Below are 24,423 nucleotides of genomic sequence, written 5' to 3' on the forward strand. Positions count from 1 at the left end.
TACTAAAACTATGCCAAAGCTGCTTTTCTACGATCTTCTAGGTAATATATGGCAATCATCGATATTACAGAGAATGTCATAATATAGAATGCTAATGACTCTTTTACACCAGTATATTCAATTAAATATGTTGCAACCATTGGAACAGTTCCGCCAAATAAAGCTGCGGAAATATTATATGATAGTGCAACGCCTGTGTATCTTACGCTTGTAGGAAAAAGTTCCACTAAAATTGTAGGAATTGGTGACATATAAAGCGATACTAATAAACCGAATACCAGCTGCCCTAAGAATGCAGGAAAGAAGTCTGCGCTTTGTAGTAAAATAAAGCATGGATATGATAAAAACAAGAATCCAAGCGCGCCCATTCTAATTACAGTTTTTCTGCCAATCACATCTGATAAATGCCCCACTACTGGAATAAACGCAGTAGCAATTAGCATAGTGACAGTATTGATAACAGATGCCTGTTCAATTGGCTTGTGTGCAACTGATGTCATGAAATTCTTCATGAAGCTAACAAAAGTGTAGAAAGGCACAGTTACAGTTAAATATAAGCAAATAGCAGTAATTAACTGATTTGGATATTCCTTTAATACTTTTCTTGTTGGAGCTTTTGCAATCTCACCATTATTTTTAGCATTTTCGTATTTAGGGCTTTCATGTAAGTTTGATCTAATATAAAGACCAATGAAACCAATTACTAAACCAATAGCAAATGGAATTCTCCATCCCCAGCTATTAAATGCTTCAGGTGACATTGCGTTTGCAAACATTGCAGCAACAGCAGATCCAACTAAAATACCAAGATTCATACTAAACATTGCAGTACTTCCTGCTAAGCCTCTTCTGTGGTCAGGTGCATGCTCAACAACAAACGCAATAGATCCACTAAACTCACCACCAAGTGATAGCCCTTGTAAAAGCCTGATAACTACTAAGCAAATAGGCGCAATTATGCCTATTTCAGCATAACTTGGAAGAATTGCAATACATGCTGTAGGAATTGCCATTGTCAAAATCGAAATTGATAAAGCAAGTCTTCTGCCGTATTTATCACCAATATACCCAAATAAAATAGCACCAAGTGGTCTCATGAAGAAGCCGGCAGCAAATGTTGCATAGGTTGCCATTTTTGATAAGAAAGCGTCTTCCGCAGGGAAATAAAGGCGGCTAATAATTTCTATGAAATGAACGTATAATGCAAAATCATACCATTCTAAAGCGTTACCAATAATACCCGCTGTTACCACTTTTCTCATGTGACACCCTATCTTAAAATTTTAGCCCTGAAAATAAGACTGTATATTTAATAAAAAAAGTATTTTATAACTTTAGTCAAGGTTATTTTTAAACTATGAATTGAAAATTTTAAAAACAAAAAAGCGCAAAAGTGAATTTTGCGCTTTTTTCAGGGTTTTAAGTGCCAGCTTATTCAGGTAATAATACCACTATTTCAGCACCGCTTGGAACTTTTTCAGCCCAAATTTTACCATCATGAGCTTCTATAATTTCCTTAGTCACAGCAAGTCCTAATCCTTTGCCACCAGCTTTAGATTTAGTGCGGCTTGACTGATAAAACGGTGTAAACACATTTTCAATTTCATTAACAGGTATGCCAATACCAGTATCTTTGAAACTAATTTTTACATATTTTGTCATACCATTTCCAAAGTCCATTTGAACCTTATCGATAGTAATTTCAATATTATTATCAATACCACCAAATTTTATTGAATTATCAATAATATTACTAAATGCCTTTGAAATAAGAGTTTTATCTAAGCTTAACATAGCATCATTTTTGCCATCAACAAAAATACTATAATTAAGTTTCTCGGCAATGTTTTCAAATTTACTTACAACGTCATTAAGTAATTTCGATACATATACTTCTTTTTGATTAGCAATCTTCTTGCCTGTTATAAAGCCTGAAATATCAAAAATATCTTCAACAAATTCATAAAGTCTATCTGATGCATTGCTAAGTTTTGTTACTATTTCTTTTTTAGCTGCATCATCCATACCATCCCAGTTTTCACGCAGCACTTCAGAGAATGAAGACACACCATGCACAGGAGTTCTGATTTCGTGACTTAAGTTATTTAAAAACTCATGTTTAGCACTAAGTGCAGACTGTAAACTTTGTGTTCTTTCTTCAATTTTTTCTTCTAGAACACTAATAAACTGCTGCTGACTATATTCTTTTTTACGAGAAAATAACGCACCAATTAATATTGAGAAGAGTGTAATATATACGGTAATAAAGTATGTATCCGCAGTAAAATGAAGGCTTCTCGCTACATCATGCGATATTACAAATAACTGATAACCAAGGAAGCTTCCTGTTACGAAAAGAATACAAAAACTGATCCAGTCAACAAGCACTGAAAGCAGGAACAAGCTAAGCGCAAGGTTTACAAGCCAGATAGTTGAAGCATTGTTTTCTAAGAACATATAGGTTGTGTATAAAGGCAAACAGAACATAAGTGTAAAGTGCCAGTAAACAGGCAAATACTTACGAACTTTTTCACTTAAATAGTCTTTCATCATTAAAACCACACAAAGTGTTCCAGAAATAACCCTTAATGTAAGCTCAACACCAAGGTTTTCCATCTCATGCGGAGGCGTCCACATAAAATAAGGAAGTAAATAGTTTAGCACTGCAAATGCTGCAAAAGTTATATACTGCGCACCATAATATTTTACCCTTGACGATGAAAATTCTAATGCCATTTTAGGTAAGTTTGCTATTTTAAAAACCCTCAGCATTTTTAAAAATCTGCTTGGTTTATGAACAACTTCAGCAGGTAATATTTCGGGTTTATTTTCCGCGCGTTTTTCTTTATAGTAAAGTGTTAAATATACAGTAATATTCATTAAACATGATGGTACTAATGTTTCAATCGGAACGTACTGTTCCCAGTTACAAATAAGTAATACTAAGAATGTACCAAAACCTGCAGCACCAGAAATTAAGAAGGTTTTTTGACTTGCTCTCATACCTGAAACACCAAACATTAATGGGAATGTTACAACAGGACCCCAAAAGTTAATGAAGCTAAATATAAGGTCGATTAAGCTCTTGCTGCTTGTTGCTACAATAATCGCCGCAACACCAAATATTAAAGTTGTAAGCTTAGCTAAAATCAGCTCTGTTTTTGCCTTTAGTTCACGCCCTAAAAGCGGCTTTAAAACGTCATGTACAACACTGATACTTGCAGTATTAAGCTGTGAATCAGCTGTAGACATTATAACCGCCACAAGACCTGCAAGTACAAGACCTTTAACGCCATCTGGCATAAGTTCAGTTACAACATATGGAAATGCATTACTTGGTTTAATTTCAGGGTTAAGAGCAAATGCTACTAATCCTACAGTACCAACTACAGCATAGAAAGGGAATAACATAAAGCCCGAATATCTGAACGATCTTACGCAAGACTCAGCATCACGTGCCATTAAAATTCTTTGAATTAATTGGGGTCTGATAAATGGAACACAGAATAATACCATATAATAAATCACTTTCCAGTCAGGCATAGCGCCGCCAGGGAAGAATGAAATATGACCCTTTGGTAAACGCTCAATAAGACCTGTATATCCCCCTAATTTACTTAAACCAATGTTACAAACTATAGGAATAGATACCACTAGAAACGCAAGTTGTACTACGTCAGTATAAGTAACGGCTCTAATACCTCCAAACGAAGTATAAAGCACAACTATACCACAACCAAGTACCGCGCCATGGAATGGGTCCATGCCCAGGAAAGTATTGAATATATAACCCATACCTGCAATCTGTACGCCAATTACACCAGCAGCATTAATTGACCCTGCAATACCTGTGATAATTCTTGCTTTTTTACCAAACATCTCGCCCATTAATTCACCTGCTGAAATCAGCCCTTTAAACTTATGAATCTTTCTGGCAAAAAACTCAGACAGAACAAACATCGAAACACCTTCACAAAAGAAAATAAAGATGTAACAAATACCGAATTTAAAGACTTTCTCAGTCATGCTAAGTGTTGAACCACCACCAATCCATGTTGCAGCAATGGTTGCAAACAAGACAGGAGTTATAAACTTTCCATCACCTACTGCATAATCCTTAATTGTCTTTACATTTCTGCCCGCAATCATACCCCATGCAAGTGTTGCTACTAAATAAAATAGCACCACCATCATATCAGCAAATGATATTTTAAATCCTAAATCAAACATACCTTCTCCAGTTGTTAATAAATCTCGAAATTAAAAACATACTATTTACCTATTGTCAACCATAGATTAATTAAGCGCTTCTTAACGCTCAACCGACATCTTAATTCTTAATTAATATATCTTACACATTTATCTGATACTATAGTTTTGTAGTTGCTTTTATAAGTTTAGTTGCTAATCTAATGAATACTTAAATATTGGAATGTTAAAACTATGAAATCACTTATTTTATTATCTGTTCTTTTTACTAGTCACACTGCATATTCAGCTAATGTTGTGGCACGCGTTGATGAAAAAGTTATTACCGAAAATGATGTGTTAAAACGCACTCATATGCTAAATGTTATAAATCCCGAATTTCAGCGAATTCCTAAACCTCAGGCTCTTTCAATAGCTCTTGAGCAAATTATTAATGAATATGCTTATAAAAAAGAAGGAAAACGCCTTAAAATCGAGCTTGATAATGACGAAAAAACTAAGTCAATTGCGTTTGTAGAAGAAGAAAATAAATTACCAAAAGGTGGTTTTAATAATTTTATCAAATCCCAAGGGCTTGATCCTGCACACGTTAGAGACCACCTGGAAACTCAAATGTTATGGCAAAAAATCATATATCAGCACATAAAGCCTCAAGTTAAAATAACAGATAACGAAATTAAAAGCCTTGTAACCAATCCTAACTCGTACAAGTTTAATACTATCACTATTGTTGCGAATAATACCGCCGATAATCAGTCTAAACTTTCTGAAATTAGCCACAGTAAAAAAACATGCTCTACTTTATCTGGGTTAAAAGATAAAAACCTGCAGATTATTAAACAGAACTTAAATCTAACAGAATTTAGACCTGAGTATGGCCTTGCGCTTACAACACAAAAAGTTGGCACAATTTCAAATATTATAAATATTGATGATAAAATCTCATTAATAGCTGTTTGCGATAAAACTGTAGCTGTTAGCAAACAGGAAATGCAAGAAATTCGCAATCATATTGGTGGCGATAAAATGATGGCTCTTGCAAATTTACATTTAAATAAAGCTAAAAGAAAATTATTAATTGAGAAATATTAATCATTTTTCAAGAAATTTTATATATATCAATCACTTATTTTTAGTAGTGCATTTTATATGAAATGTACAACACAGCCGTATTTGCTTTCATATCCTGTCAACGCTTTTTTATATAAATCAATAGCTTGTCAAAATATGGTAATAAGTTCCTAAAAAACAATGATTTTCCAAGGCTTAAGCCTTTTTTAAATCAATATATTGTGGTCAAGATAAAAATTTGCAACAATATATACTTTTTTATATAGACTTGCGCGAAAAAGATTTTATCATATGAACATGGGTATGAATCAAATCAAACTAAGAGGGAAATTTATGGCAGGGGTTAGTGTTCAGGTCGACAATACAAAAGATGCAATGCTTACAGATTTTGGTAAAGCGGTTTTAGCTGATCGTTATTTGTTAGAAGGTGAAAACTTTCAGGAGCTGTTTGCAAGAGTAGCATCTTACTATGCTGATGATCAGGAACACGCTCAAAGACTTTATGACTACATGAGCAGCATGTGGTTTATGCCAGCAACCCCTATTTTAAGTAACGGTGGCACAAACAGAGGTCTTCCTATTTCTTGCTTTTTAAATGAAGCAGAAGACAGTTTAGAAGGCATTGTAAACTTATGGAACGAAAACGTATGGCTTGCGGCTCGTGGTGGCGGAATCGGTAGTTACTGGGGTAACTTACGTTCTATTGGCGAAAAAGTACGTGGCAATGGTGAAACATCGGGCATTATTCCTTTCATTAAAGTACAAGACACCCTCACCCTTGCAATTTCTCAAGGCAGCTTAAGAAGAGGAAGCTCTGCTGTATACTTACCAGTGTGGCATCCTGAAATCGAAGAGTTTATTGATCTTCGCAGACCAACAGGTGGCGATCCAAACCGTAAAGCACTTAATATTCATCATGGTGTACTTATTCCTGATGATTTTATGAGAGCTGTAGAAAATGATGAAAACTGGGAACTTAAAAGCCCTAAAACAAACAAAGTTATGCATGTTGTTAAGGCACGTGACTTGTGGGCAAAAATCCTTACAACACGTATTGAGACAGGTGAGCCATATATCGTTTATATTGATACGGTAAACAAGCATATTCCAGAACATCATAAAAAACTTGGTCTTTCAGTGAAAATGTCAAATCTTTGCAGTGAGATTACATTACCAACAGGTATTGATCACCTAGGAAATAACCGTACTGCTGTTTGCTGTTTATCATCAGTAAATCTAGAGTATTTCGATGAATGGAAAGAAAATGCACAGTTTATTCCAGATATCATGCGCTTTCTTGATAATGTTCTCGAAGATTTTATTGCAAAAGCACCAGATTCAATGAAAAATGCAGCATACTCTGCAATGCGTGAGCGTTCTGTTGGACTTGGTGTGATGGGCTTCCATTCTTACTTACAATCTAAAATGATTCCAATGGAGTCTGCAATGGCTAAAGTTTGGAATAAAAAAATGTTCCAACACCTTAAAGCTCAGGTTGATCAGGCATCTCATGATTTAGCCGTAGAAAGAGGCGCATGCCCAGATGCTGAAGAGTGTGGCATTAAAGAGAGATTCAGTAACAAAATGGCTATTGCTCCAACTGCTTCTATATCTATTATTGCTGGTGGATCTTCACCGTGTATTGAACCAATTGCTGCTAACGTATTTAACCAGAAAACACTTTCAGGTTCATTCCCGGTGAAAAACAAGTATTTAGCAAAATTACTTGAAACTAAAGGTCAAAACAGTGATAGCGTATGGTCATCAATTGCTACAAACGAAGGTTCGGTTCAACACTTAGAATTCCTAAGCATGGATGAAAAAGATGTATTTAAAACCGCTCAGGAAATCGACCAAAGATGGGTAGTTGACTTAGCAGCCGACCGCACACAATATATATGCCAGGCACAATCTCTGAACGTTTTCTTACCTGCGAACGTTCATAAAAGAGACTTACATCAAATTCACTATCAAGCATGGAAGAAAGGCGTTAAAGCAATGTATTACTTGCGTTCAGTTTCTATGCAGCGTGCTGATAAGGTATCTCATAAAGTTACAACAGCATATATTATGGATGATAAAAATAAAGATGGCGCAACACCGCCAGCAAGTTCCGGTTCAACAAATTATGACGAATGCTTAGCTTGTCAATAAAGTTAGGAAATAGAGGAGTTTAAATTATGTCATTATTAGATGCAAAACCAATTTACAAACCTTTCCAATATCCTTGGGCATATGATTCTTGGCTTATGCAACAAAAGATTCACTGGCTTCCGGAAGAAGTACCACTTGCTGACGATGTTAAAGATTGGAAATATAACCTTACAGCAAGCGAAAAACACTTGCTTACACAAATTTTCAGATTCTTCACACAAGCTGATATTGAAGTAAATAACTGTTATATGAAACATTATTCGCAAGTATTTAAGCCTACAGAAGTGCAAATGATGTTAGCTGCATTCTCTAATATGGAAACAGTTCATATTGCTGCCTACTCACACTTACTTGATACAGTAGGAATGCCAGAAATTGAATATCAGGCTTTCATGAAATATAAGGAAATGAAAGATAAATATGATTACATGCAAAAGTTTGGCGTAGAAACCAAAAAAGATATTGCTACAACACTTGCTGTGTTTGGTGCATTTACAGAAGGTCTGCAGCTTTTTGCTTCATTTGCAATTTTACTTAATTTCCAAAGATTTAATAAAATGAAGGGTATGGGTCAGATTGTAACGTGGTCAGTTAGAGATGAAACCTTACATACAAACTCAATTATTAAACTCTTTAAAACCTTCGTGCGTGAAAACCCTGAAGTTTGGACAGAGGAACTAAGAGGCAATCTTTACGAAGCATGTGCAACAATTGTACATTTTGAAGATGCATTCATTGACCTTGCTTTTGAAGTTGGATCAATTGACGGGCTTACCCCACGAGAAGTTAAGCAATATATTAGATATATCGCTGACAGAAGGCTTATGCAGCTTGGTCTTAAAGAAATATATATGGTAGATCATAACCCTCTTCCGTGGCTTGATGAGATTTTAAATGGCGTTGAGCATGCTAACTTCTTTGAAGCAAGGGTTACAGAGTATACCAAAGCCGCAACAACAGGAACTTGGGAAGAGGCTTTTGCTTCAGATTCCAAGCTTATGAACAGCTAAAACAGGTATTAAATGTATAATAAATCAGGTAAAACTTTGAAAAATATTAATAAAATGCAAAGTTTATCCGGTTTATTTTTAAAAAAACTGTGCATTACAAATAAAATTCGAAATAACAAAAATTTAGCCTACATTTTAGTTAATTTTTTAACTGGTATGAAACTTGTATATATAAAAAATAACTTACAATGTAGGTTGAATAACCTGAAACCAAATTATATTAGGAGGTAAATCATTAATTATTCGGCATTTTTCAGTTAAGTTACAAAATTATCACATTTAGCTTGGAAAATTTACAATTTTAGTGTATTATCAGAACCAATAAAATTTTAACCTCGGAGGCAATAAATGTCTAAAGTTCAGTTCAAAGTCAATGATATGGTTATCTACCCAGCTCATGGTGTAGGGCAAATCCTGGCAGTTGAAGCCCAAAAAATTGGGGGATTTGATATTGAAGTATATGCAGTATCTTTCTTAAAAGAAAAAATGACTCTCCGTGTTCCTGTATCACGCGCAGTTGCATCAGGTCTTAGAGCTTTATCAAGCAAGACAGAATTAGACAGCATTATTGAAATAATGCAAGGTAAACCTAAAAATACAAAAGGTATGTGGAGCCGCAGAGCAAAAGAATACGATACAAAAATCAATTCCGGTATTTTATCTGAAATTGCAGAAGTAATTCGTGATTTACATAGAAACGTAGAAGATAACCCAGACTGCTCATATAGTGAGCGCATGGTGTATGAATCAGCTTTATCAAGGTTTGTTGCAGAATTTGCTGCCATTAACAATATGTCAATGGAACAGGCTCATGATGAAGTGATTGCAATACTAAGAAGTAGAATAGCTGCATAATTTTGGGATTAAATGGATCCATTCAATAAGCCAAAGATATTAATTATTGATGACGAATCTATTTGTATAGATAGCGTATCCATTATGTTATTAGGTACAGAATACAACCTACTTACAGCATCTTCGGGAAGTCAGGGCGTTAAAGTTGCGGAAAGCACCCCTGACCTCTCCCTAATCTTACTCGATATTATGATGGATGACTTAAATGGTATCGAAGTTCTTAAAATACTCAAAAACAATGATAATTTAAAAAATATTCCGGTAGTGTTACAAACTGGCAGCTATGGCAATACACTTGTAAATGAAGCCTTAGCTTTAGGTGCAAAATCCTGCCTTTACAAACCATTTAAAAAGGATAGCCTCCTTGAAACTATCCATAAATATAAATTATAAGTCACTATATTTTACTTTGACCTTGAAAGGCTATCTGCCTCATTTATTAGTGCTCTAAAACTACCTTTTAATTTTAGACCTAATTTTTCGGTAATTATTTCACCAATTTCGTTTGGTAAAGACTCTATCCCGTTTTTAAATGCCTCATTTTTATACATTTTTTCAAGCACATGAGCATAACCCAAAATATTTCTAAGGTCATTAAGAGTTGGGGAGTCGTTTTGAGAGCAAAGAATTTGTATTGTATGCTTGTGCTGTAACATTTGTTTTTTTGTGTCTTGGCATACTTCTAAAAAGTTTTGTAATCTTATACTAAAGTTGTGATCACATAATTTCTCAAATAATAAAGAGCAGTCATATCCTATTTCTTTTGCTATCTCATCATAAATATTTAGCATAGATAGCACGTGAGTAGCTTTATCAACCCCACTAAAACACTGCATCATTTTTGATATATTACATTTAAACTCAGGGATTGATTTTAAGAAAATTATGATACCAATAGAATTGTTAAAAGCCATTTCTCCGTAATAATTATCGTCAAAATTTACAAATAGTTTATATATTTTTCCATTTAAAGCTTTAAAATTTTGGTAAAGAAACTTTGCTTTCTCATAATGATTTTCCTGACAGGCTTTGTAAAAAGCGCGGCTAAAAAAATTATTAGCAAAATTTACATTGTTATATAAATTTTCATTAGTGTTTAAAGTATGAATGGTTTTTAATGTTTCTAAGCTATCAAATTTGACAACTATTACGATATCAATCGATTCTAACATTTTTGTTATATTCATATTTAAGGACTTACACTTGTTATATAGCCATTCAATATGTGCAGAAGATGAATACTGATATGCACTAATATATTGTTTAAATGTATCTCCTAATGCCTTAATATTTGAGTTAGCATTGATTTTGTTATCACAAATATTCCAAAGTAAATCTAAAAACCGTATATCCTTTTGGTACTTGCATATATCCAGAAACTCATCAATTTTAATACCATTTTGGTATATTGTATCAAAATCTATATTTAAAACCTCTCTGTTGTTATAAATATACGCGGTTATTTCATAAGAATGCCCTCTAAGAGTAAGGTTTCTCCATATATCTTTCCAATCTGATTGATGAAGATTATTCAATGGTAAGTTTATGTTTTTAGAATTATTTAATAGCCATATACCCATATCAGAGTATGCAGCATTGGTTAAAGTAAATTTAATAATTTCTTTCCAGTCGTATCCAACTGCCGCAATTTCAATACCGAAATTTTGTGCATCTTGCACAATCATATTTGCCAATGCTACATTATTACATTCACAGGCAATTTTTAATAAAATATTTCCTGAAGTTTTAATTAAGGTTTTCTGAAGTTCCTGATTAAGCATAATGTATAAATCACAAAGCTCCAATAGACTTTCTTTAGCATTTTTAGATTTTTCAAGATAATTAGAGTTTAGTCCTCTTTCTCCTCCTGTAGTATATGAATCATCAACTCTTTCAATAAGAATATATATTTTCTTCAACATTTTAAAACCCCAATATTTAATTTTTTGTTAATTAATTATTAATTTAATATTAATAGCCGTATACTACTTAACATAGTTTAAGATATCAAACTATAATTGCAACACATTATTTTCATGTTTGCTGTATATATTCTGGAAATCACTGTAGGTTAAAATGGATGTATTTGATGGTGATAATATAGCTTTAATCTCCCTGTAATATTTTTTAATTAAATTTTTAAAATTCTCTAAATTCTTGAGTGAGCTATCCTGATCAAAAAACCCCTGGGCAATTAAGTTGGTATCAAATCCAAGTTTTGTGTTTAAAGAATTTACGTTTGATGCCCAAACATACATATTCATTCCAATTGATCCATGGACTTTAAAAATAGCATCAACATTTGGAAAATTAGGAAACATTTTTAAATCCAGAATAACTTCTGTAATAGCAACATTTCTGGAATGAATAGCTGAATTTAAAAGAATAAGAATATCAGAGTGCTTAATAAAGCAGTGATTTTTATATACGTAATTTCCGAATACATCCATTAAATTAAGAGCACTATATTTACATATAAATTTAGCTAAAATAATATCATTTTTATTTAAAGCTTCATAAAACTTAGGAATAATAATGGATTCTAATATTGTTTTTTGAGATAAATCAGAAGATTTAATATAAGATAATGCAAACTCCATAAACCTAACATTTGCATCCTGAAACTTTAAAATAACATCATATACAAATTGTTTTGAGTTTAAGCCGGCTTTACTTACTTGATTCACATACCAGTTTGCTGAATCAAAATCCCCATTTTGAGAGCAATATATAAATAAAGGCATTTTCATATATACTATATCTCTAAGACTATACCGCTCCGACAATACATTTATAAGCCATTCAGCTGATTTATATAACCTTAGGCTTAGCAGTGCATCTAATATATTTAAATGTTCTTGATTTAGCTTATAATTTAGGTATGAGTCTAATAAATATGAATCTGATGTAATTAATTTCAAAAGCTCTTGCTTTTGCTCAATTAGTGCAAATGTTAGAACATCTATACTATTTTCCTGATAACTAAATCTTAATTCCAGAATATTATATTGTTTTTGCGCAGCATCATGAAACATAAAACTCACAATATTTAATTTTTCCTGGCTACATGCTGCAGTAAATAATAAAAACCAGTTATCTTTATTATTAATGTTAAAGTTCGGTGAAATATTTTGCGATATGCCAAATAAAATACTAAGTAACTCGGCATCATCTTTTTCAATAGCTATTTCATATAAGTTTTCCCAATTTTGTTCTATTTGGGAATAATCATCTAAAAATAGTATCAAATCAAGTGCAAAATCTCTTAATAATTGATAATCCTGATTTTGGCAGCACATTAATAATAGTTTATATGGTATCTTACTTACAATTATCTGTGCCCAATGAGGGTCAGTTTTGTACATTTCTCTAATAATTTTATAACTATCATCTACTTTACTTAATCTTATAATTACGATTGTAGACCAAGCAGGTTTCATTGTTTTTAGAGCTTCTGGTATCAGATAAAAATACTTTTTATATTTTTCAAGGGGAAGATTTAGAGTAATTACATCCCTCATCATCTTGACCGCAAATTCATGATCTAAATGTATGGCATAAACTATTAACTTTTCACCGAACTCATTGTAAATACGAATTTTAGTTTGCTTTATATTTCGAGAACGCGCAAAAAGTTCCTTAACTAAATTTAAGGTTTTTTGCGCTTGTTTATTTAGCTCAGGGCTTAAATATAAGGCTTTTTCAATCATAATTGCTACTGACGTAATATAAATTTACTGTAGATCAGTAGCAATTATTTAACTTTTTGTCAATAAAATTGAAATATTAACTTAAAGCTTACTTATCATAAGCTCATCACTTCTGTTTAGTGCAGTATCTCTAAACTCTGCTTTACAATCTTCCATCTCAATACTAGCTTTTACAGATTCAGGTAAAGATAAATCGTGATTGCAGCAAAGATTTTTCAAATAACTTTCAAGATTAGTATTTTTTAATGCATGCGCTGCTTTAAGCCTTTCGTAGTCACCAGCCTTTAAATAATCAACAACTGACAAGTTATAGCTTTCTAAAGCGCTAATAATCCATGCAGTAGCATTAACCAGATTATCTCCTTTTTCTTCAGATAACCTGTAGAAATCAGGAGTATATTTTAAATAATATTCAAAACTATCTTTAATTTCCTCATTAGAAAAGCCAGCTAAAGAAAGTAATAGCTCGGTATTTAAATAGTTACCCTTGTAATTTAAAGGTCCAAACGCTTCATATAAACTAATAGATTGCTTGATTTCTGCATTTTCAATTCCAAGCTCTTTCATTTTATTTAAAACATATAACGCTGTTTCATAAGAAGCATTGCGACAAATTTCTGTAAAAAATGCAAAATTATCAGCCGTAAAAAAGCTTTTTGCGGGTCTTGTCAGGTCAAAATGACATAATTTATCTGCGAAATCATGATATCCATTTAAGCACGCCCATTCAAATGCAGTAATGTAGTCGTCATCGTCCATGTGAGGTCCGTATGATACCCAAAATTCTGTTTCTCTCGGATCAAGATCAGAGATATTTTGCATTTCTTTAAGTAGATATATTGCTACGTCGAATTTTTGTTCATAAGCTGCAGTTTTAAATGCCCCGCTTAAAACATATGATTTTTCGATTTCAAGATAGCTTGCGCTTTCTAAAACATGCTTGCACATATTTATGCTTCCAGATTTAGCAGCTTCTTTTAATGCCTTATTTAAATCATCTGCAATATTTCTACGGATAATAATATAAAGCTCCGTACCTCGTGCTGTACTTAGCATATTTTCATATATATGCGGAATCATAGTCATAGAATATGACTGAGCATCTATAACAGCCTGAGAATATAAAAACAAACCTTCTTGTTTTACGGTCTCTATTTTATCATCTGTGCTGAGTACAAAAAAAGAATCTAAATTAGATGCTAAGAGTGTAGCATTTTGATACACTTGATTAAAAGGAAGAATTGATTTTGACATTGACATAACTATCACTCACTTAAAGTTTAAATGCTAAAATACTTATCGTACTTTTAATGTCAACAGGTTAATTCCTTTAAGGTAAATTCATTCTTATCTTCCGAAGCCCTGTAGTTTCCTCTAGTCTTTGCATTATCTTTTGTAGCTTTAAACCTACAATATTCTGACATTAGGTTTTCAACAAACTCAATCAAAGCAGGATTATTACTATGCTTTGCAAGCTCATATCTTAAATCACCATGAGCGGACAAATATGTTCTTACAAACTCAATATAATCAATAGAATGCTCATTTTCTACTGTCTTTAAAAACCATTCTAAAGCTTCTAAATTACCTGAAAAAAATATTTCTGCATCATGTACGTCATCTAAATATGAGCTTAGAGCCTCCGATACATTAAGTTTACATTTTTTAGCAAGTGCAATAAGCCAATCGGCTTTTTCATAATTACCAGATTCATAAGCATGGTAAAAACTTTGAAAATTTGATGAAACAAGAATTTCACGTGTTGAATAACCTTCACTTTCAAGATATTTTAGCAAAGCTTTTGCCATATCAATTTTGCCTTCATTACATAGTTTGGTAAAATACTGATAATTATTTTCCAAAAACTTGAAAAAATTAAATCCTAAAAGATTATGATATGGCAATAATTTTATAAATAGTTTGGTATTAGATTTATAATTAGCAAAAGCAATAGCATTAATCTTAAATACTTCCTGGGTTTCTGGATGAGTTAACTTAATAAGTGACTTAGTATTAAATTTCTCAATACCCAAATCTAATGTTCTTTCACAAATACAACCCGCTGTTTCTACATTACCATTTTCACACGCCAGTCTAAAACCTTTGTTTATTACTTTTTCAAGGTCATTTAAAAATAATTTATTATCAAGCAATATTAGTCTTGCAATACCCACATAATTTGATGCGCAGGCATGATAAAAAGCAGCTTCAAAAAACTCCCTAATTTTCTGATCTTCTTCTGATTCAATAAATAACCTGTTTCCGCTAAAATGTCTTATACGCTCCTCAAAATATAGCCTAACAGGGGTTTTAGTAAAACGCTGCATATACATTCTATAATACTCATTAGCAAATAACGTGTCATTTGTATAACATGCAAATACTAATGGACTTAACTTTAATTTATCGACTATTTCACGCTTATCTTTTTCAGAAAACCCCAAAAAAGCTTCAAATAATGATTTATATTGATTGCTTAAAGCAGGTATTAGATTTACATCTAGAGAAGCACCAAAAGTTAGAATAAACTGATTTTTCATTATATCATCCATATAAGGGTTAATATTTTAAAGCTAGCAATCAATTAATTTTTGGTCAAATTTTAAATTATAATGGATAAGTATGAGTAATACTTTTGGTATAAATTTCAGAGTAACAACATGGGGTGAAAGTCACGGAGAAGCAATTGGTTTAGTAATTGACGGTATACCCAGTAATTTTGAAATAGATTTAGATAACATCAGGCACTATCTAAATCTTCGTCGCCCAGGATCATCTAATTTAGTTTCCACCAGAAACGAATCCGATGAGTTTGAAATATTATCTGGCATTTTTAATAACAAAACCACTGGCGCACCCATATCAATTATTATTAAAAACAAAGACGTCAAATCTCAGGACTACGATTACTTATATGACAAATTCAGACCAGGTCATGCCGATTATACTTACAGCGCAAAGTATGGTAACTATGACTATAAAGGCGGAGGAAGAGCAAGCGCAAGAGAAACTGTATGTAGGGTTATAGCAGGATCCATAGCAAGGCAGATCTTAAAAGAGCAATATAATATTGAAATATATGCAGAACTTGTATCTATAATGGGTATAAACTCAGATGGCTTCCAAAATACTAAGCGTGATAACAGGCTTTTTACAACTGATACATCTATCATTTCTATTTGGGATGACCTTATACAAAAAGTACGTAAAGATGGTGATTCGGCAGCTGGAAAAGTGAGAGTGATTGCCTATAACATGCCAGAAGGTATTGGAGAACCCTTAGCTAGCAAACTAGACGCACAAATAGCTGCCGGTATGATGAGTATCCCAGGAGTTAAATCAGTTACTATTGGCAATGAAAACGTCCTGTATATGAAGGGCAGCGAATATAATGACCAAATGACCTCGACAGGATATTTGTCTAATAATGCTGGTGGAACTTTAGGCGGTATTTCTAATGGAAATAATCTAGATATATCAGTTACTTTTAAACCAACCAGTACTATTATTAAACCACAGCAAACCATTGATATTAATAGAAATAATGTTACCATTCAAAACCGCGGTCGACATGATCCCTGTATTGCAATCAGAGGCGTGGTAATTGTAGAGTCGATTTTAGCCTTGATTATTATAGATTTATTAAATAAAGGTAAATAAAACTTTGATTATACTTATGTATTATATTAAAATAATATTAATATGTTAATTTCTACAACACAATGGTTAGGTATAATATGTTTGGTGCAAGTCAAAAAAATAAAATTCAAAAAGATCAGATAGGATTACACGTTAAACAAATGATCGAATTTGCTAATGCTGGCAATGATATAGGCGACATGCTTAACAGCCTTCTTGAAGACGTTGGTGAAAACTATAAAAATAAAAATATCACTAAAAAAGAAAGAGACTTGGAAGTCCGTAATATAGTTTACGCGCTTCGTATTGCATGTGTGACAGAAGACTTAAGTGCTAATATTAAGCCTGATTTTATAAGTCGTGCAAGTCTCGATAAGATTCAAGGGTTTTCTAAACAAGAGCGCCATGAAATTTTTGAAAAACTACAAAGAACACATCAACTATCCAATTTTGTACATGGCAGCGTTGATACAAATAAGGTTACAAGTCAAAACGTCAACAGAGTTATCAGACGTATGAATGATGTTTTAGGTGAAAAATTCTTTGATCAACTTAGCCAGGATGATGTTAAAGCATTATACAACGTTGAAGAAAAAGTTCAGAGCTTATTACCAGCTTCTAAAACCAGACATAAAATTGTTTCAAAAGTTACATGGTTAGCATTTATAGGCGTATCTATATTTAAATGGACCCCTATAATAACATTGGGACTTTCTTTATCTTTAACATTTATCTTCTCAGGTGCTTTAACAGTTCTGACTCTCAGTCCTATTGCTGCCGTAATTGGCGTTGCGGTTTCTGGTAGTATGTTATTCAATGCAATACCAAAATTACTGCTTTCAGCAGGTATACATATAGCTGAAAAGCAGTTTGTTATAGATAAAACAGGGCGTAATAAAATCGTTGAGCATTATGAGCATTTAGCTAAAGATGGTAGAAGTGGTAAAGAACTACCTGATGAGGTTAGACAAGAAATGGTTAGAGATCTCAAAAAAGCTTATACTGCCATTAGCAATAACATAGAAACAAACACAAGAGCATTACCTAATGCAGGTAATAATGATCAATTATTTGCAGGCGATAGAAACTCAAAAGGTATCCTTAAAGATAGGAAATTGGCTAAAGTTGAAAAAAATATTATGCCAATTTTAAAAGAAATTGATGCAATGAGCAAAAATCCATCTCCTACTTATTTAGATAAAGCTAAAATGGGAAGACTTGCTGAAAAAGCCAGAAAAATCTTAAAAGAAAATAAAGTGACAGGAAGTACATTTATTGATAAGGATCTTGGAAAACTTTTACTTCCAAAAGCTGCAATAAGTAAATAACACTACAAATATTATAGCTGAGTTACGTGAAGTTAAGTTTTGCACTAACTCAGCTATACGCTTTTATGTTCTTTTTTAATTTGTACTCTTGAAATAGCAAAATCCCTACCTATATTCATAATATAACCTAAAATTTTGGAGATATTATGGAAGCTGATGTTCAGAATAAATATACTTTTAATGCTGAAGTGGGCAAAGTCTTAAAACTTATGATCCACTCTTTATATACTAATAAAGACATTTTCTTACGTGAACTTATTTCAAACGCATCTGATGCTATAGATAAAATTCGTTATTTATCAGTAACTAATCCAGATTTATCTAAAGATGACCACGATTATAAAATTGTTATAAAATTTGATAGCGACAAAAAGATTATGGTAATTACCGATAACGGTATCGGTATGTCACGTGATGACCTGTTTAATAACCTTGGGACAATTGCGAAATCTGGCACTCAGGGTTTTTTAGAACAATTATCAGGTGATGCTAAAAAAGATACTAACCTGATTGGTCAGTTTGGCGTGGGTTTTTATTCTGCTTTCATGGTTGCACACAAAGTATCTGTAAAGTCTAGAAAGGCAGGAGAAAGTGAAGCTTGGCAGTGGGAATCTGATGGTGAAGGTGAGTTTTCTATAGAGCCATGTGAATATTCTAGCCGCGGTACTGAAATTACCTTGCATTTCCGCGATGAAGAAGCTGTTTACCTTGATAAACATAAAATATCTCATATTGTTAAAGCTTACTCCGATCATATTGCTTTCCCAATTGTACTGCATGATACAGAAGGTAAGCATGAAGTTTTAAATTCATCTTCAGCTCTATGGACACGTAATAAAAGCGACATAACTGAAGAGGATTATAAAAATTTCTATAAAACTGTTTCCCATTCGTTTGATAACCCGTGGATGACAATCCATAATCGTAATGAAGGTATGGTTTCTTACGTTAACTTATTATTTGTACCAGAAAATAAGCCTTTTGACCTTTTCCACCCTGATCGTATGGCGCGCGTTAAGCTTTACATTAAAAAGGTGTTTATTAGTGAATCAGTTGACCTTATTCCAAGCTGGTTAAGGTTCGTTCGTGGTGTTATTGACTCGGAAGATTTACCATTAAACATTAGCCGTGAAACACTTCAGCATAATGCAATACTTGATAAAATCAAAAAAGGTGTTGTAAAACGTGTTCTATCCGAGCTTAAAAAGAAGCTTGAAAGTGATAGAGAAGGATATTTAAAGTTCTGGGATAATTTTGGCGCTGTAGTCAAAGAAGGTCTTTGTGAAGGCGGTGAGTTCAGAGACGAAATTATGGACATTTGTCTGTTTAATACAACATATTCTGACGAACTTGTTACCTTTAAAGAATATATAAGCCGCATGAAAGAAGATCAGAAGACTATATATTACTTAACAGGTACTGATATTGAATCCACCAGAAAAAGCCCACAACTTGAAGGGTTTACATCAAAAGGTTATGAAGTTTTATTGTTCAGCGACCATGTTGATGAATTCTGGGTAAACGTTTTTCATGAATATCAGGAAAAAGAAATAAAGTCTATAACTCGTGCTGAAATTGACCTTGGCAAAGATGAAACTAATGAATCTAAAGAAGAAAACAAAATAGATGAAAATAAGTTAGAGGCTTTAAAAGGTAAAATTAAAGAAGTAATTGGTGATCGTATTAAAGAAGTTAAAGAGTCTAAAAAGCTTACTAATTCACCTGTATGTATTTCTGTTGCTGAAGGTGCAATGGATATCCGTATGGAAAGATTTTTAATCGAGCAAAAGCAGCTTAAGTTTGCATCACCAAAGATATTAGAGATTAATACAAATCATCCGCTTATATCATATTTAGCAAGCGTTGATGAGTTCTCAGATGCTGACAAAGCTTTAGTTAAAACACTTTATAATCAGGCTTGTATTGTTGAGGGTGAACCTGTTTTAGAGGTTAACGACTTTGCATCAACAATTGTAGAGTTGTTAAGTAAGGTTTATAAGTAGCTTTAAATTAATGCACGGGGGCATTAAAATCTCCCGTGCATCCTCCGTCGGAATCCATAAAAAAACATAATAAATTGCCACAAAGTGCTTTGCACTTTTATCAATGACATATGTCAAACTCCGTCATCGAAATACGCAAATAGTTTAAAATATTTTACATTTTTCTAGAATTTGTTTTGCTTTTCACTTCATTTGGCAAATTACCAGGAGCCTGAATACCATCAGCTTTTTTAACCTTACCCAAACCCTTTAATTTAGCAAAAAGCTTATTTAAACCTTTTGGCTTAGCTTTTTCTACTTCTTGTGGCTTACGCCCTAAGAATTGCTCAAGCCCTACAGATTTGTTCTTTTTAATTGTTTGAAGAGATTTTTCAACTATTTGATCAGCTTTTAAATTTATTAATTTATTCTCTTTACCTAGTTTACTAATATTTTTTACAAAGCTTTTAGTACTAACTTTATTTGCCTTAAGCAGGTCATTAAGCTTCGCGGTGTCTAAGCTTTGACCCTCAGTGGCAAAACTAGTGATCTTTTTACTCTTTTTATCAATACCTATAGTCAGTTTAGGTTTATTAGCTTCTTGCTCTACGGCTTTTTTAGATTGCTTTTGACTTGTTAATTTATTATCTGTTAAATTAGGGCTTCTTTTTAACATTGAGCCTATTTGAGCTTCAGGTATTTTGGTTGGTACTTTTATATTATTAAAATTATATCCCATACTATTAAGTTTAGTATCAACAGAGCTTCCTTTTTGTATTTCTTTATTATCATAAAGTTTTTGAATATAAGTAACTTCACTATAACTAAGAGGCAACTTGCTTTTTGACTTCAAATCCAACATTTCTGTTAGCGGATCTTTGTAAACGCTTCTTTCCACTATACCGTTTTTCACTTGTCTATCTATAACCTTATAGTCATTATCCCTTGCCCACTCTAAAGCATTTTTACCTTCTATTTCTATATTGTTATATGCAGCATATAATACAGGATCCTTAACAGGACTTGCATCCATCATCGCAATCCAATTTCCATTTTGAAATTCTGGGTTAGTATTACTAAATTTACCTATGACCTCAAGACCCTTTCCTATCTGTTTCATATTTTCGAGGTTTCTATTAAGCGTATTTTTATAATGATTACTCAGATCATCAAAACTATTTATATTATGAACTTGCCAAAATTGAGACTTACCACTAAAATTACTGCACATTTGTATTTCATTTGGATCAAAACCAGCGGTTTTTAGATCTGCAATCTTTTGATCAACAATTGTACTTATTTGATCTCGCGAAATACTTTGTGTCATCTGATTTAAAGAGTCAGAAAATTCTTTTGCACTAAACCTTAAATTTCCTTGTGAAATAGCTTTATTATATCCAAATAAATTGAAACTATGATTCATATTATTAATTAAAACACCAATATTAGATGAAAATTTCATACCTGATCTACCGTGATCAATTTTCATCACCTCATAAGTCGGCTTACCAGACGCATTCTTTCCAGACTGTACCATTAGATTTCCTGCATGATAATCGACCTCGCCTAATAATTGACATGAGGCTATTACCTTTTCAAAACCATTTAACTTAAGTAGATTTGAATTATTAATATTTAACAATGTATTTTGATCACTTCCGCTAAAATTATCTAAAGTAGTTGCATCAGAAAAGAATTTAGATCTAACATAAATACTTTGATCTTGGGTGTTTTTTTGTTTTTCAATTTCTTCTTTAGATGTATTTGATCGTTTAGAACGAGCATTGACATTTTTTATCACATTTACATCTGGTGTTACAAGCTGCTCTTTAGGTGACCTTGAAGGTATTGCTAAATTATATAAACCTCCAAAAATGAACTCGTTAACTCCATCCCTACGGTTTAAAATATCCTGCCTTGTATATTTTTTACTTGTAGACTTATAAAACTGTTTTAATATAAAAGTATTTCCACTATCTTTTTCTGACGCAATATAACCTGCTGAAACACCTGCAGATTTTTTATCTTTTGCCGCAAAACCAGTTTGAACAGCCATACCTTTATCACGATAAAGATCTCTAATATCCGACTGACTAGCCTTTGTAACATTGCCAGATTTTTTTAATTCTTCAAGTTCAGCTTTTATTTGTTGCTGTTGCTGTTGAGCTAGATGTTCTAGTAACTTGCATTCTTTTTGAAAAAGGTCTAAGGCATCCTTAATTTCAGGAACCGAAACTAAGTTACTTCCTATGATTTCAACTATTTTATCTGCATTATCCCTTACAGAAGGAAATTCATTAACCGCTAATATTAGAGCGTTTTTAAGATCTACAGGTTTATTCTCATATGCTAAATTTGCTACATTTTCAAGAGCAGCACTAAGCGGATAATCTTCTTTAGTTCTGGTTCTTGAAACTGCAAAAAGCTCTCTGTGCAATGAGCTTACTTCTGGCATAATTTTCCTCTTAATCTATATAAATTATTTATGTCTCGATGTTTTTTTACTTTGATCACTTGGCAAATTATCAGGAGCCTGAATACCATCAGCTTTTTTAACCTTGCCCAAACCCTTTAATTTAGCAAAAAGCTTCTTTATTCCTTTAGGTTTTTTAGCCTCAACTTGCTCAGGTTTACGACCTAGGTATTGTTCTAATCCTACAGCTTTGTTTTTTGTTGCAGCCTGAATTGTTTTCTCAACAATTTGATCAGGACTTAATTTGGTAAACTTATGCTTTTTACCTAAAGTGCCTAAATTTTTTACAAAGCTCTTAGGATCAACTTTATTTTCATCAAGTAATGTATTTAGTGTATTCAATTTTTTTGTATCAAATGAAAGGCCGTTAATTGTAAAATTTGCTAGATTATTTCTCTTACCATCAATCTCTACTTTAATTTTAACACCCTTTTTATCTTCTTGTTTATACTCAAAATTCTCTTTAACTTCAGTTTTTGGCTTGTCTTTTAATGTTATAGGTTTAGCTGGTAGAAATGTTTTTGCAGGAGCATTAAATATAACTTTTTGTATTTTACTTTCAATAGCGCTTCCTTTAGCAACCTCACCTGATTTTATCATGTTATTTATAAATCTGCTTTCACTTATGCTAAGCGGTAATTTATGTTTTAATTTTACATCGAGCATTTCATTAACAGGATCAATATAATTTGTGCGCTCAATGCCAGTACTACCCACTACTCTATTTGCGACCTTATAATTATTGTCCCTTGCCCATTCTAGTGCATTTTTTCCTTCAATATCTATATTGTGATGCGCAGCATATAGTACTGGATCTTTAATCGGAGAAACCGCCATGTCTTTTACCCATTGTCCATTCATGAACTGTGGCGATGCATTACTATACTTTGCTACAACTCCAAGACCTTTGGCAACTTCTTTCATATTATCGAGATTTCTGTGTAGCACAGAATTAAAATGCCTTGATAAATCATCATAATTTTGTATTTCACTTTTTTGGAATGTCTTTTCATTATCCGAAAAATTATAATGCATTACAATGCCATAAGGATCAAAACCAGCTTTTTCCAGGTCTTTAACTTTTTGATCTATCGTTTTTTTAATCTCATCTTTTGAAACTTGAGTGAGCATTTGATTTAAAGACTTTGAAAACTCTCTAACATCAAATTTCATGCTACCTGAAGCTATAGCTTGCGTATAGTTACATTTATCAAATCTGTTATTCATATTTGATAATAAAGTCCCCATATTTGATGTAAAAATATTACCAGATTTAGTATAATCAGTCTTTATAACGTCATGTGAGGTACTGCCACTTTTATGTACCATTAAACTTCCAGCAGCATAGTTCATGTCACCAAATAAGTGGCTTGCAGCTATCACAGTTTCTAAGTTTTGTAGATTTGAACTTTTGTTGGTTAATTTACTATTTTGAGTTTTCTTAAAATGCGCAAGTGTTGTAGCTTTTTCAGGAAAATCAGTTCTTATAAATACATGAGAAGGGTTAACAGTTTTAACCGTCATAATTTGCGAGTTTGTTTTATTATGTGGCATTGCTTTACTGTATAATTCACCAAAAATTAGTGTATTTATACCGTCTAGTCTTTCAGCTGAATCTATATTATTGCCTTCAGATTTTTTAGGAAAATTCCTTATTGCCGCATCTTTACGTATATCTTTATCAACAGCAGCGCTTTGTACGGTTTGTTTTTTTACTGAAGCTACTTTATCTTTCGTAAATCGCTCAATATCCTGACTTGTTATCTTTTGCGTTCCTGTAAGGTTTGTAATTTTGTCCATACCTTCCTTTACGCTAGGAAACTCTATGGCTGCATTTAGCAAAGCCTCTCTTAATTCTGGTTGCTTATTGTCATATGCCAAATTCGCGATATTTTCCAACGCATTGCTTAAAGCAGGATCAACCTTAGTTCTGGTTCTAACAGCTGCAAAAAGCTCTCTGTGTAACCTGGTTGGCTCTTTCATTTCATACCT

The 24,423-nt window shown here is 32.7% G+C and carries 17 protein-coding genes; 9 read left to right on the forward strand and 8 right to left on the reverse strand.

The window, feature by feature from the left end:
* Nucleotides 1–8: 8 nt before the first annotated feature.
* Both BGO27_05870 and BGO27_05875 read right to left on the reverse strand, forming a co-directional pair.
* Nucleotides 9–1,262, reverse strand: coding sequence for an MFS transporter (locus BGO27_05870; protein OJV12245.1), 1,254 nt, complete (start codon nt 1,260–1,262; stop codon nt 9–11).
* Between the two features lie 169 nt (nt 1,263–1,431).
* The gene (locus BGO27_05875) at nt 1,432–4,230 is read right to left on the reverse strand and encodes a hypothetical protein (GenBank protein OJV12246.1); all 2,799 of its coding nucleotides are present in this window, start codon (nt 4,228–4,230) and stop codon (nt 1,432–1,434) included.
* A gap of 213 nt (nt 4,231–4,443) precedes the next feature.
* Here BGO27_05875 and BGO27_05880 point away from each other — a divergent pair, with 213 nt between their 5' ends.
* The 6 genes from BGO27_05880 (at nt 4,444) to BGO27_05905 (ending at nt 9,692) form a co-directional block, all read left to right on the forward strand.
* Nucleotides 4,444–5,301, forward strand: a complete 858-nt coding sequence (locus BGO27_05880) for a hypothetical protein (GenBank protein ID OJV12247.1) — start codon at nt 4,444–4,446, stop codon at nt 5,299–5,301.
* Between the two features lie 282 nt (nt 5,302–5,583).
* Nucleotides 5,584–7,434 carry a ribonucleoside-diphosphate reductase subunit alpha gene (locus tag BGO27_05885; protein ID OJV12281.1) on the forward strand — a complete coding sequence of 617 codons (1,851 nt, stop codon included), beginning with the start codon at nt 5,584–5,586 and terminating at the stop codon, nt 7,432–7,434.
* 26 nt (nt 7,435–7,460) lie between these two features.
* Nucleotides 7,461–8,444, forward strand: coding sequence for a ribonucleotide-diphosphate reductase subunit beta (locus BGO27_05890; GenBank protein OJV12248.1), 984 nt, complete (start codon nt 7,461–7,463; stop codon nt 8,442–8,444).
* Between the two features lie 12 nt (nt 8,445–8,456).
* Nucleotides 8,457–8,675, forward strand: coding sequence for a hypothetical protein (locus tag BGO27_05895; protein OJV12249.1), 219 nt, complete (start codon nt 8,457–8,459; stop codon nt 8,673–8,675).
* Nucleotides 8,676–8,792: 117 nt separating this feature from the next.
* Nucleotides 8,793–9,299 carry a CarD family transcriptional regulator gene (locus tag BGO27_05900; GenBank protein ID OJV12250.1) on the forward strand — a complete coding sequence of 169 codons (507 nt, stop codon included), beginning with the start codon at nt 8,793–8,795 and terminating at the stop codon, nt 9,297–9,299.
* 12 nt (nt 9,300–9,311) lie between these two features.
* A complete protein-coding gene (locus BGO27_05905; protein ID OJV12251.1) occupies nt 9,312–9,692 on the forward strand; it encodes a hypothetical protein in 381 nt (126 codons plus the stop codon).
* Between the two features lie 11 nt (nt 9,693–9,703).
* On the opposite strand, the gene BGO27_05910 is transcribed toward BGO27_05905, so the two are convergent.
* The 4 genes from BGO27_05910 to BGO27_05925 all read right to left on the reverse strand — a co-directional run bounded on the left by BGO27_05910 (nt 9,704) and on the right by BGO27_05925 (nt 15,549).
* Nucleotides 9,704–11,221 carry a hypothetical protein gene (locus tag BGO27_05910; GenBank protein ID OJV12252.1) on the reverse strand — a complete coding sequence of 506 codons (1,518 nt, stop codon included), beginning with the start codon at nt 11,219–11,221 and terminating at the stop codon, nt 9,704–9,706.
* Nucleotides 11,222–11,311: 90 nt separating this feature from the next.
* A complete protein-coding gene (locus tag BGO27_05915; GenBank protein ID OJV12253.1) occupies nt 11,312–13,009 on the reverse strand; it encodes a hypothetical protein in 1,698 nt (565 codons plus the stop codon).
* Nucleotides 13,010–13,090: 81 nt separating this feature from the next.
* The gene (locus BGO27_05920; GenBank protein ID OJV12254.1) at nt 13,091–14,269 is read right to left on the reverse strand and encodes a hypothetical protein; all 1,179 of its coding nucleotides are present in this window, start codon (nt 14,267–14,269) and stop codon (nt 13,091–13,093) included.
* Between the two features lie 53 nt (nt 14,270–14,322).
* Entirely contained in the window at nt 14,323–15,549 is a 1,227-nt protein-coding gene (locus BGO27_05925) for a hypothetical protein (protein ID OJV12255.1), read from the reverse strand.
* 82 nt (nt 15,550–15,631) lie between these two features.
* Here BGO27_05925 and BGO27_05930 point away from each other — a divergent pair, with 82 nt between their 5' ends.
* The 3 genes from BGO27_05930 (at nt 15,632) to BGO27_05940 (ending at nt 19,979) form a co-directional block, all read left to right on the forward strand.
* Entirely contained in the window at nt 15,632–16,669 is a 1,038-nt protein-coding gene (locus BGO27_05930) for a chorismate synthase (protein ID OJV12256.1), read from the forward strand.
* Between the two features lie 77 nt (nt 16,670–16,746).
* Nucleotides 16,747–17,976, forward strand: coding sequence for a hypothetical protein (locus BGO27_05935; GenBank protein ID OJV12257.1), 1,230 nt, complete (start codon nt 16,747–16,749; stop codon nt 17,974–17,976).
* Between the two features lie 146 nt (nt 17,977–18,122).
* Complete coding sequence (locus BGO27_05940; GenBank protein OJV12258.1) at nt 18,123–19,979, forward strand: molecular chaperone HtpG; 1,857 nt, start codon at nt 18,123–18,125, stop codon at nt 19,977–19,979.
* A 154-nt stretch (nt 19,980–20,133) separates the two neighbouring features.
* Here BGO27_05940 and BGO27_05945 read toward each other — a convergent pair whose 3' ends face one another.
* A complete protein-coding gene (locus tag BGO27_05945) occupies nt 20,134–22,413 on the reverse strand; it encodes a hypothetical protein (GenBank protein ID OJV12259.1) in 2,280 nt (759 codons plus the stop codon).
* A gap of 24 nt (nt 22,414–22,437) precedes the next feature.
* Nucleotides 22,438–24,414, reverse strand: coding sequence for a hypothetical protein (locus BGO27_05950; GenBank protein ID OJV12260.1), 1,977 nt, complete (start codon nt 24,412–24,414; stop codon nt 22,438–22,440).
* Nucleotides 24,415–24,423: the final 9 nt, after the last annotated feature.

The sequence above is a fragment of the Alphaproteobacteria bacterium 33-17 genome (assembly GCA_001897445.1).
Classification (GTDB): domain Bacteria; phylum Pseudomonadota; class Alphaproteobacteria; order Rickettsiales; family 33-17; genus 33-17.

Excerpts from the sequence above, each read along its gene's own strand:
- BGO27_05870 (OJV12245.1), bottom strand. The coding sequence starts at position 1,262 with ATGAGAAAAGTGGTAACAGCGGGTATTATTGGTAACGCTTTAGAATGG.
- BGO27_05875 (OJV12246.1), bottom strand. The coding sequence starts at position 4,230 with ATGTTTGATTTAGGATTTAAAATATCATTTGCTGATATGATGGTGGTG.
- BGO27_05880 (OJV12247.1), top strand. The coding sequence starts at position 4,444 with ATGAAATCACTTATTTTATTATCTGTTCTTTTTACTAGTCACACTGCA.
- BGO27_05885 (OJV12281.1), top strand. The coding sequence starts at position 5,584 with ATGAATCAAATCAAACTAAGAGGGAAATTTATGGCAGGGGTTAGTGTT.
- BGO27_05890 (OJV12248.1), top strand. The coding sequence starts at position 7,461 with ATGTCATTATTAGATGCAAAACCAATTTACAAACCTTTCCAATATCCT.
- BGO27_05895 (OJV12249.1), top strand. The coding sequence starts at position 8,457 with ATGTATAATAAATCAGGTAAAACTTTGAAAAATATTAATAAAATGCAA.
- BGO27_05900 (OJV12250.1), top strand. The coding sequence starts at position 8,793 with ATGTCTAAAGTTCAGTTCAAAGTCAATGATATGGTTATCTACCCAGCT.
- BGO27_05905 (OJV12251.1), top strand. The coding sequence starts at position 9,312 with ATGGATCCATTCAATAAGCCAAAGATATTAATTATTGATGACGAATCT.
- BGO27_05910 (OJV12252.1), bottom strand. The coding sequence starts at position 11,221 with ATGTTGAAGAAAATATATATTCTTATTGAAAGAGTTGATGATTCATAT.
- BGO27_05915 (OJV12253.1), bottom strand. The coding sequence starts at position 13,009 with ATGATTGAAAAAGCCTTATATTTAAGCCCTGAGCTAAATAAACAAGCG.
- BGO27_05920 (OJV12254.1), bottom strand. The coding sequence starts at position 14,269 with ATGTCAATGTCAAAATCAATTCTTCCTTTTAATCAAGTGTATCAAAAT.
- BGO27_05925 (OJV12255.1), bottom strand. The coding sequence starts at position 15,549 with ATGAAAAATCAGTTTATTCTAACTTTTGGTGCTTCTCTAGATGTAAAT.
- BGO27_05930 (OJV12256.1), top strand. The coding sequence starts at position 15,632 with ATGAGTAATACTTTTGGTATAAATTTCAGAGTAACAACATGGGGTGAA.
- BGO27_05935 (OJV12257.1), top strand. The coding sequence starts at position 16,747 with ATGTTTGGTGCAAGTCAAAAAAATAAAATTCAAAAAGATCAGATAGGA.
- BGO27_05940 (OJV12258.1), top strand. The coding sequence starts at position 18,123 with ATGGAAGCTGATGTTCAGAATAAATATACTTTTAATGCTGAAGTGGGC.
- BGO27_05945 (OJV12259.1), bottom strand. The coding sequence starts at position 22,413 with ATGCCAGAAGTAAGCTCATTGCACAGAGAGCTTTTTGCAGTTTCAAGA.
- BGO27_05950 (OJV12260.1), bottom strand. The coding sequence starts at position 24,414 with ATGAAAGAGCCAACCAGGTTACACAGAGAGCTTTTTGCAGCTGTTAGA.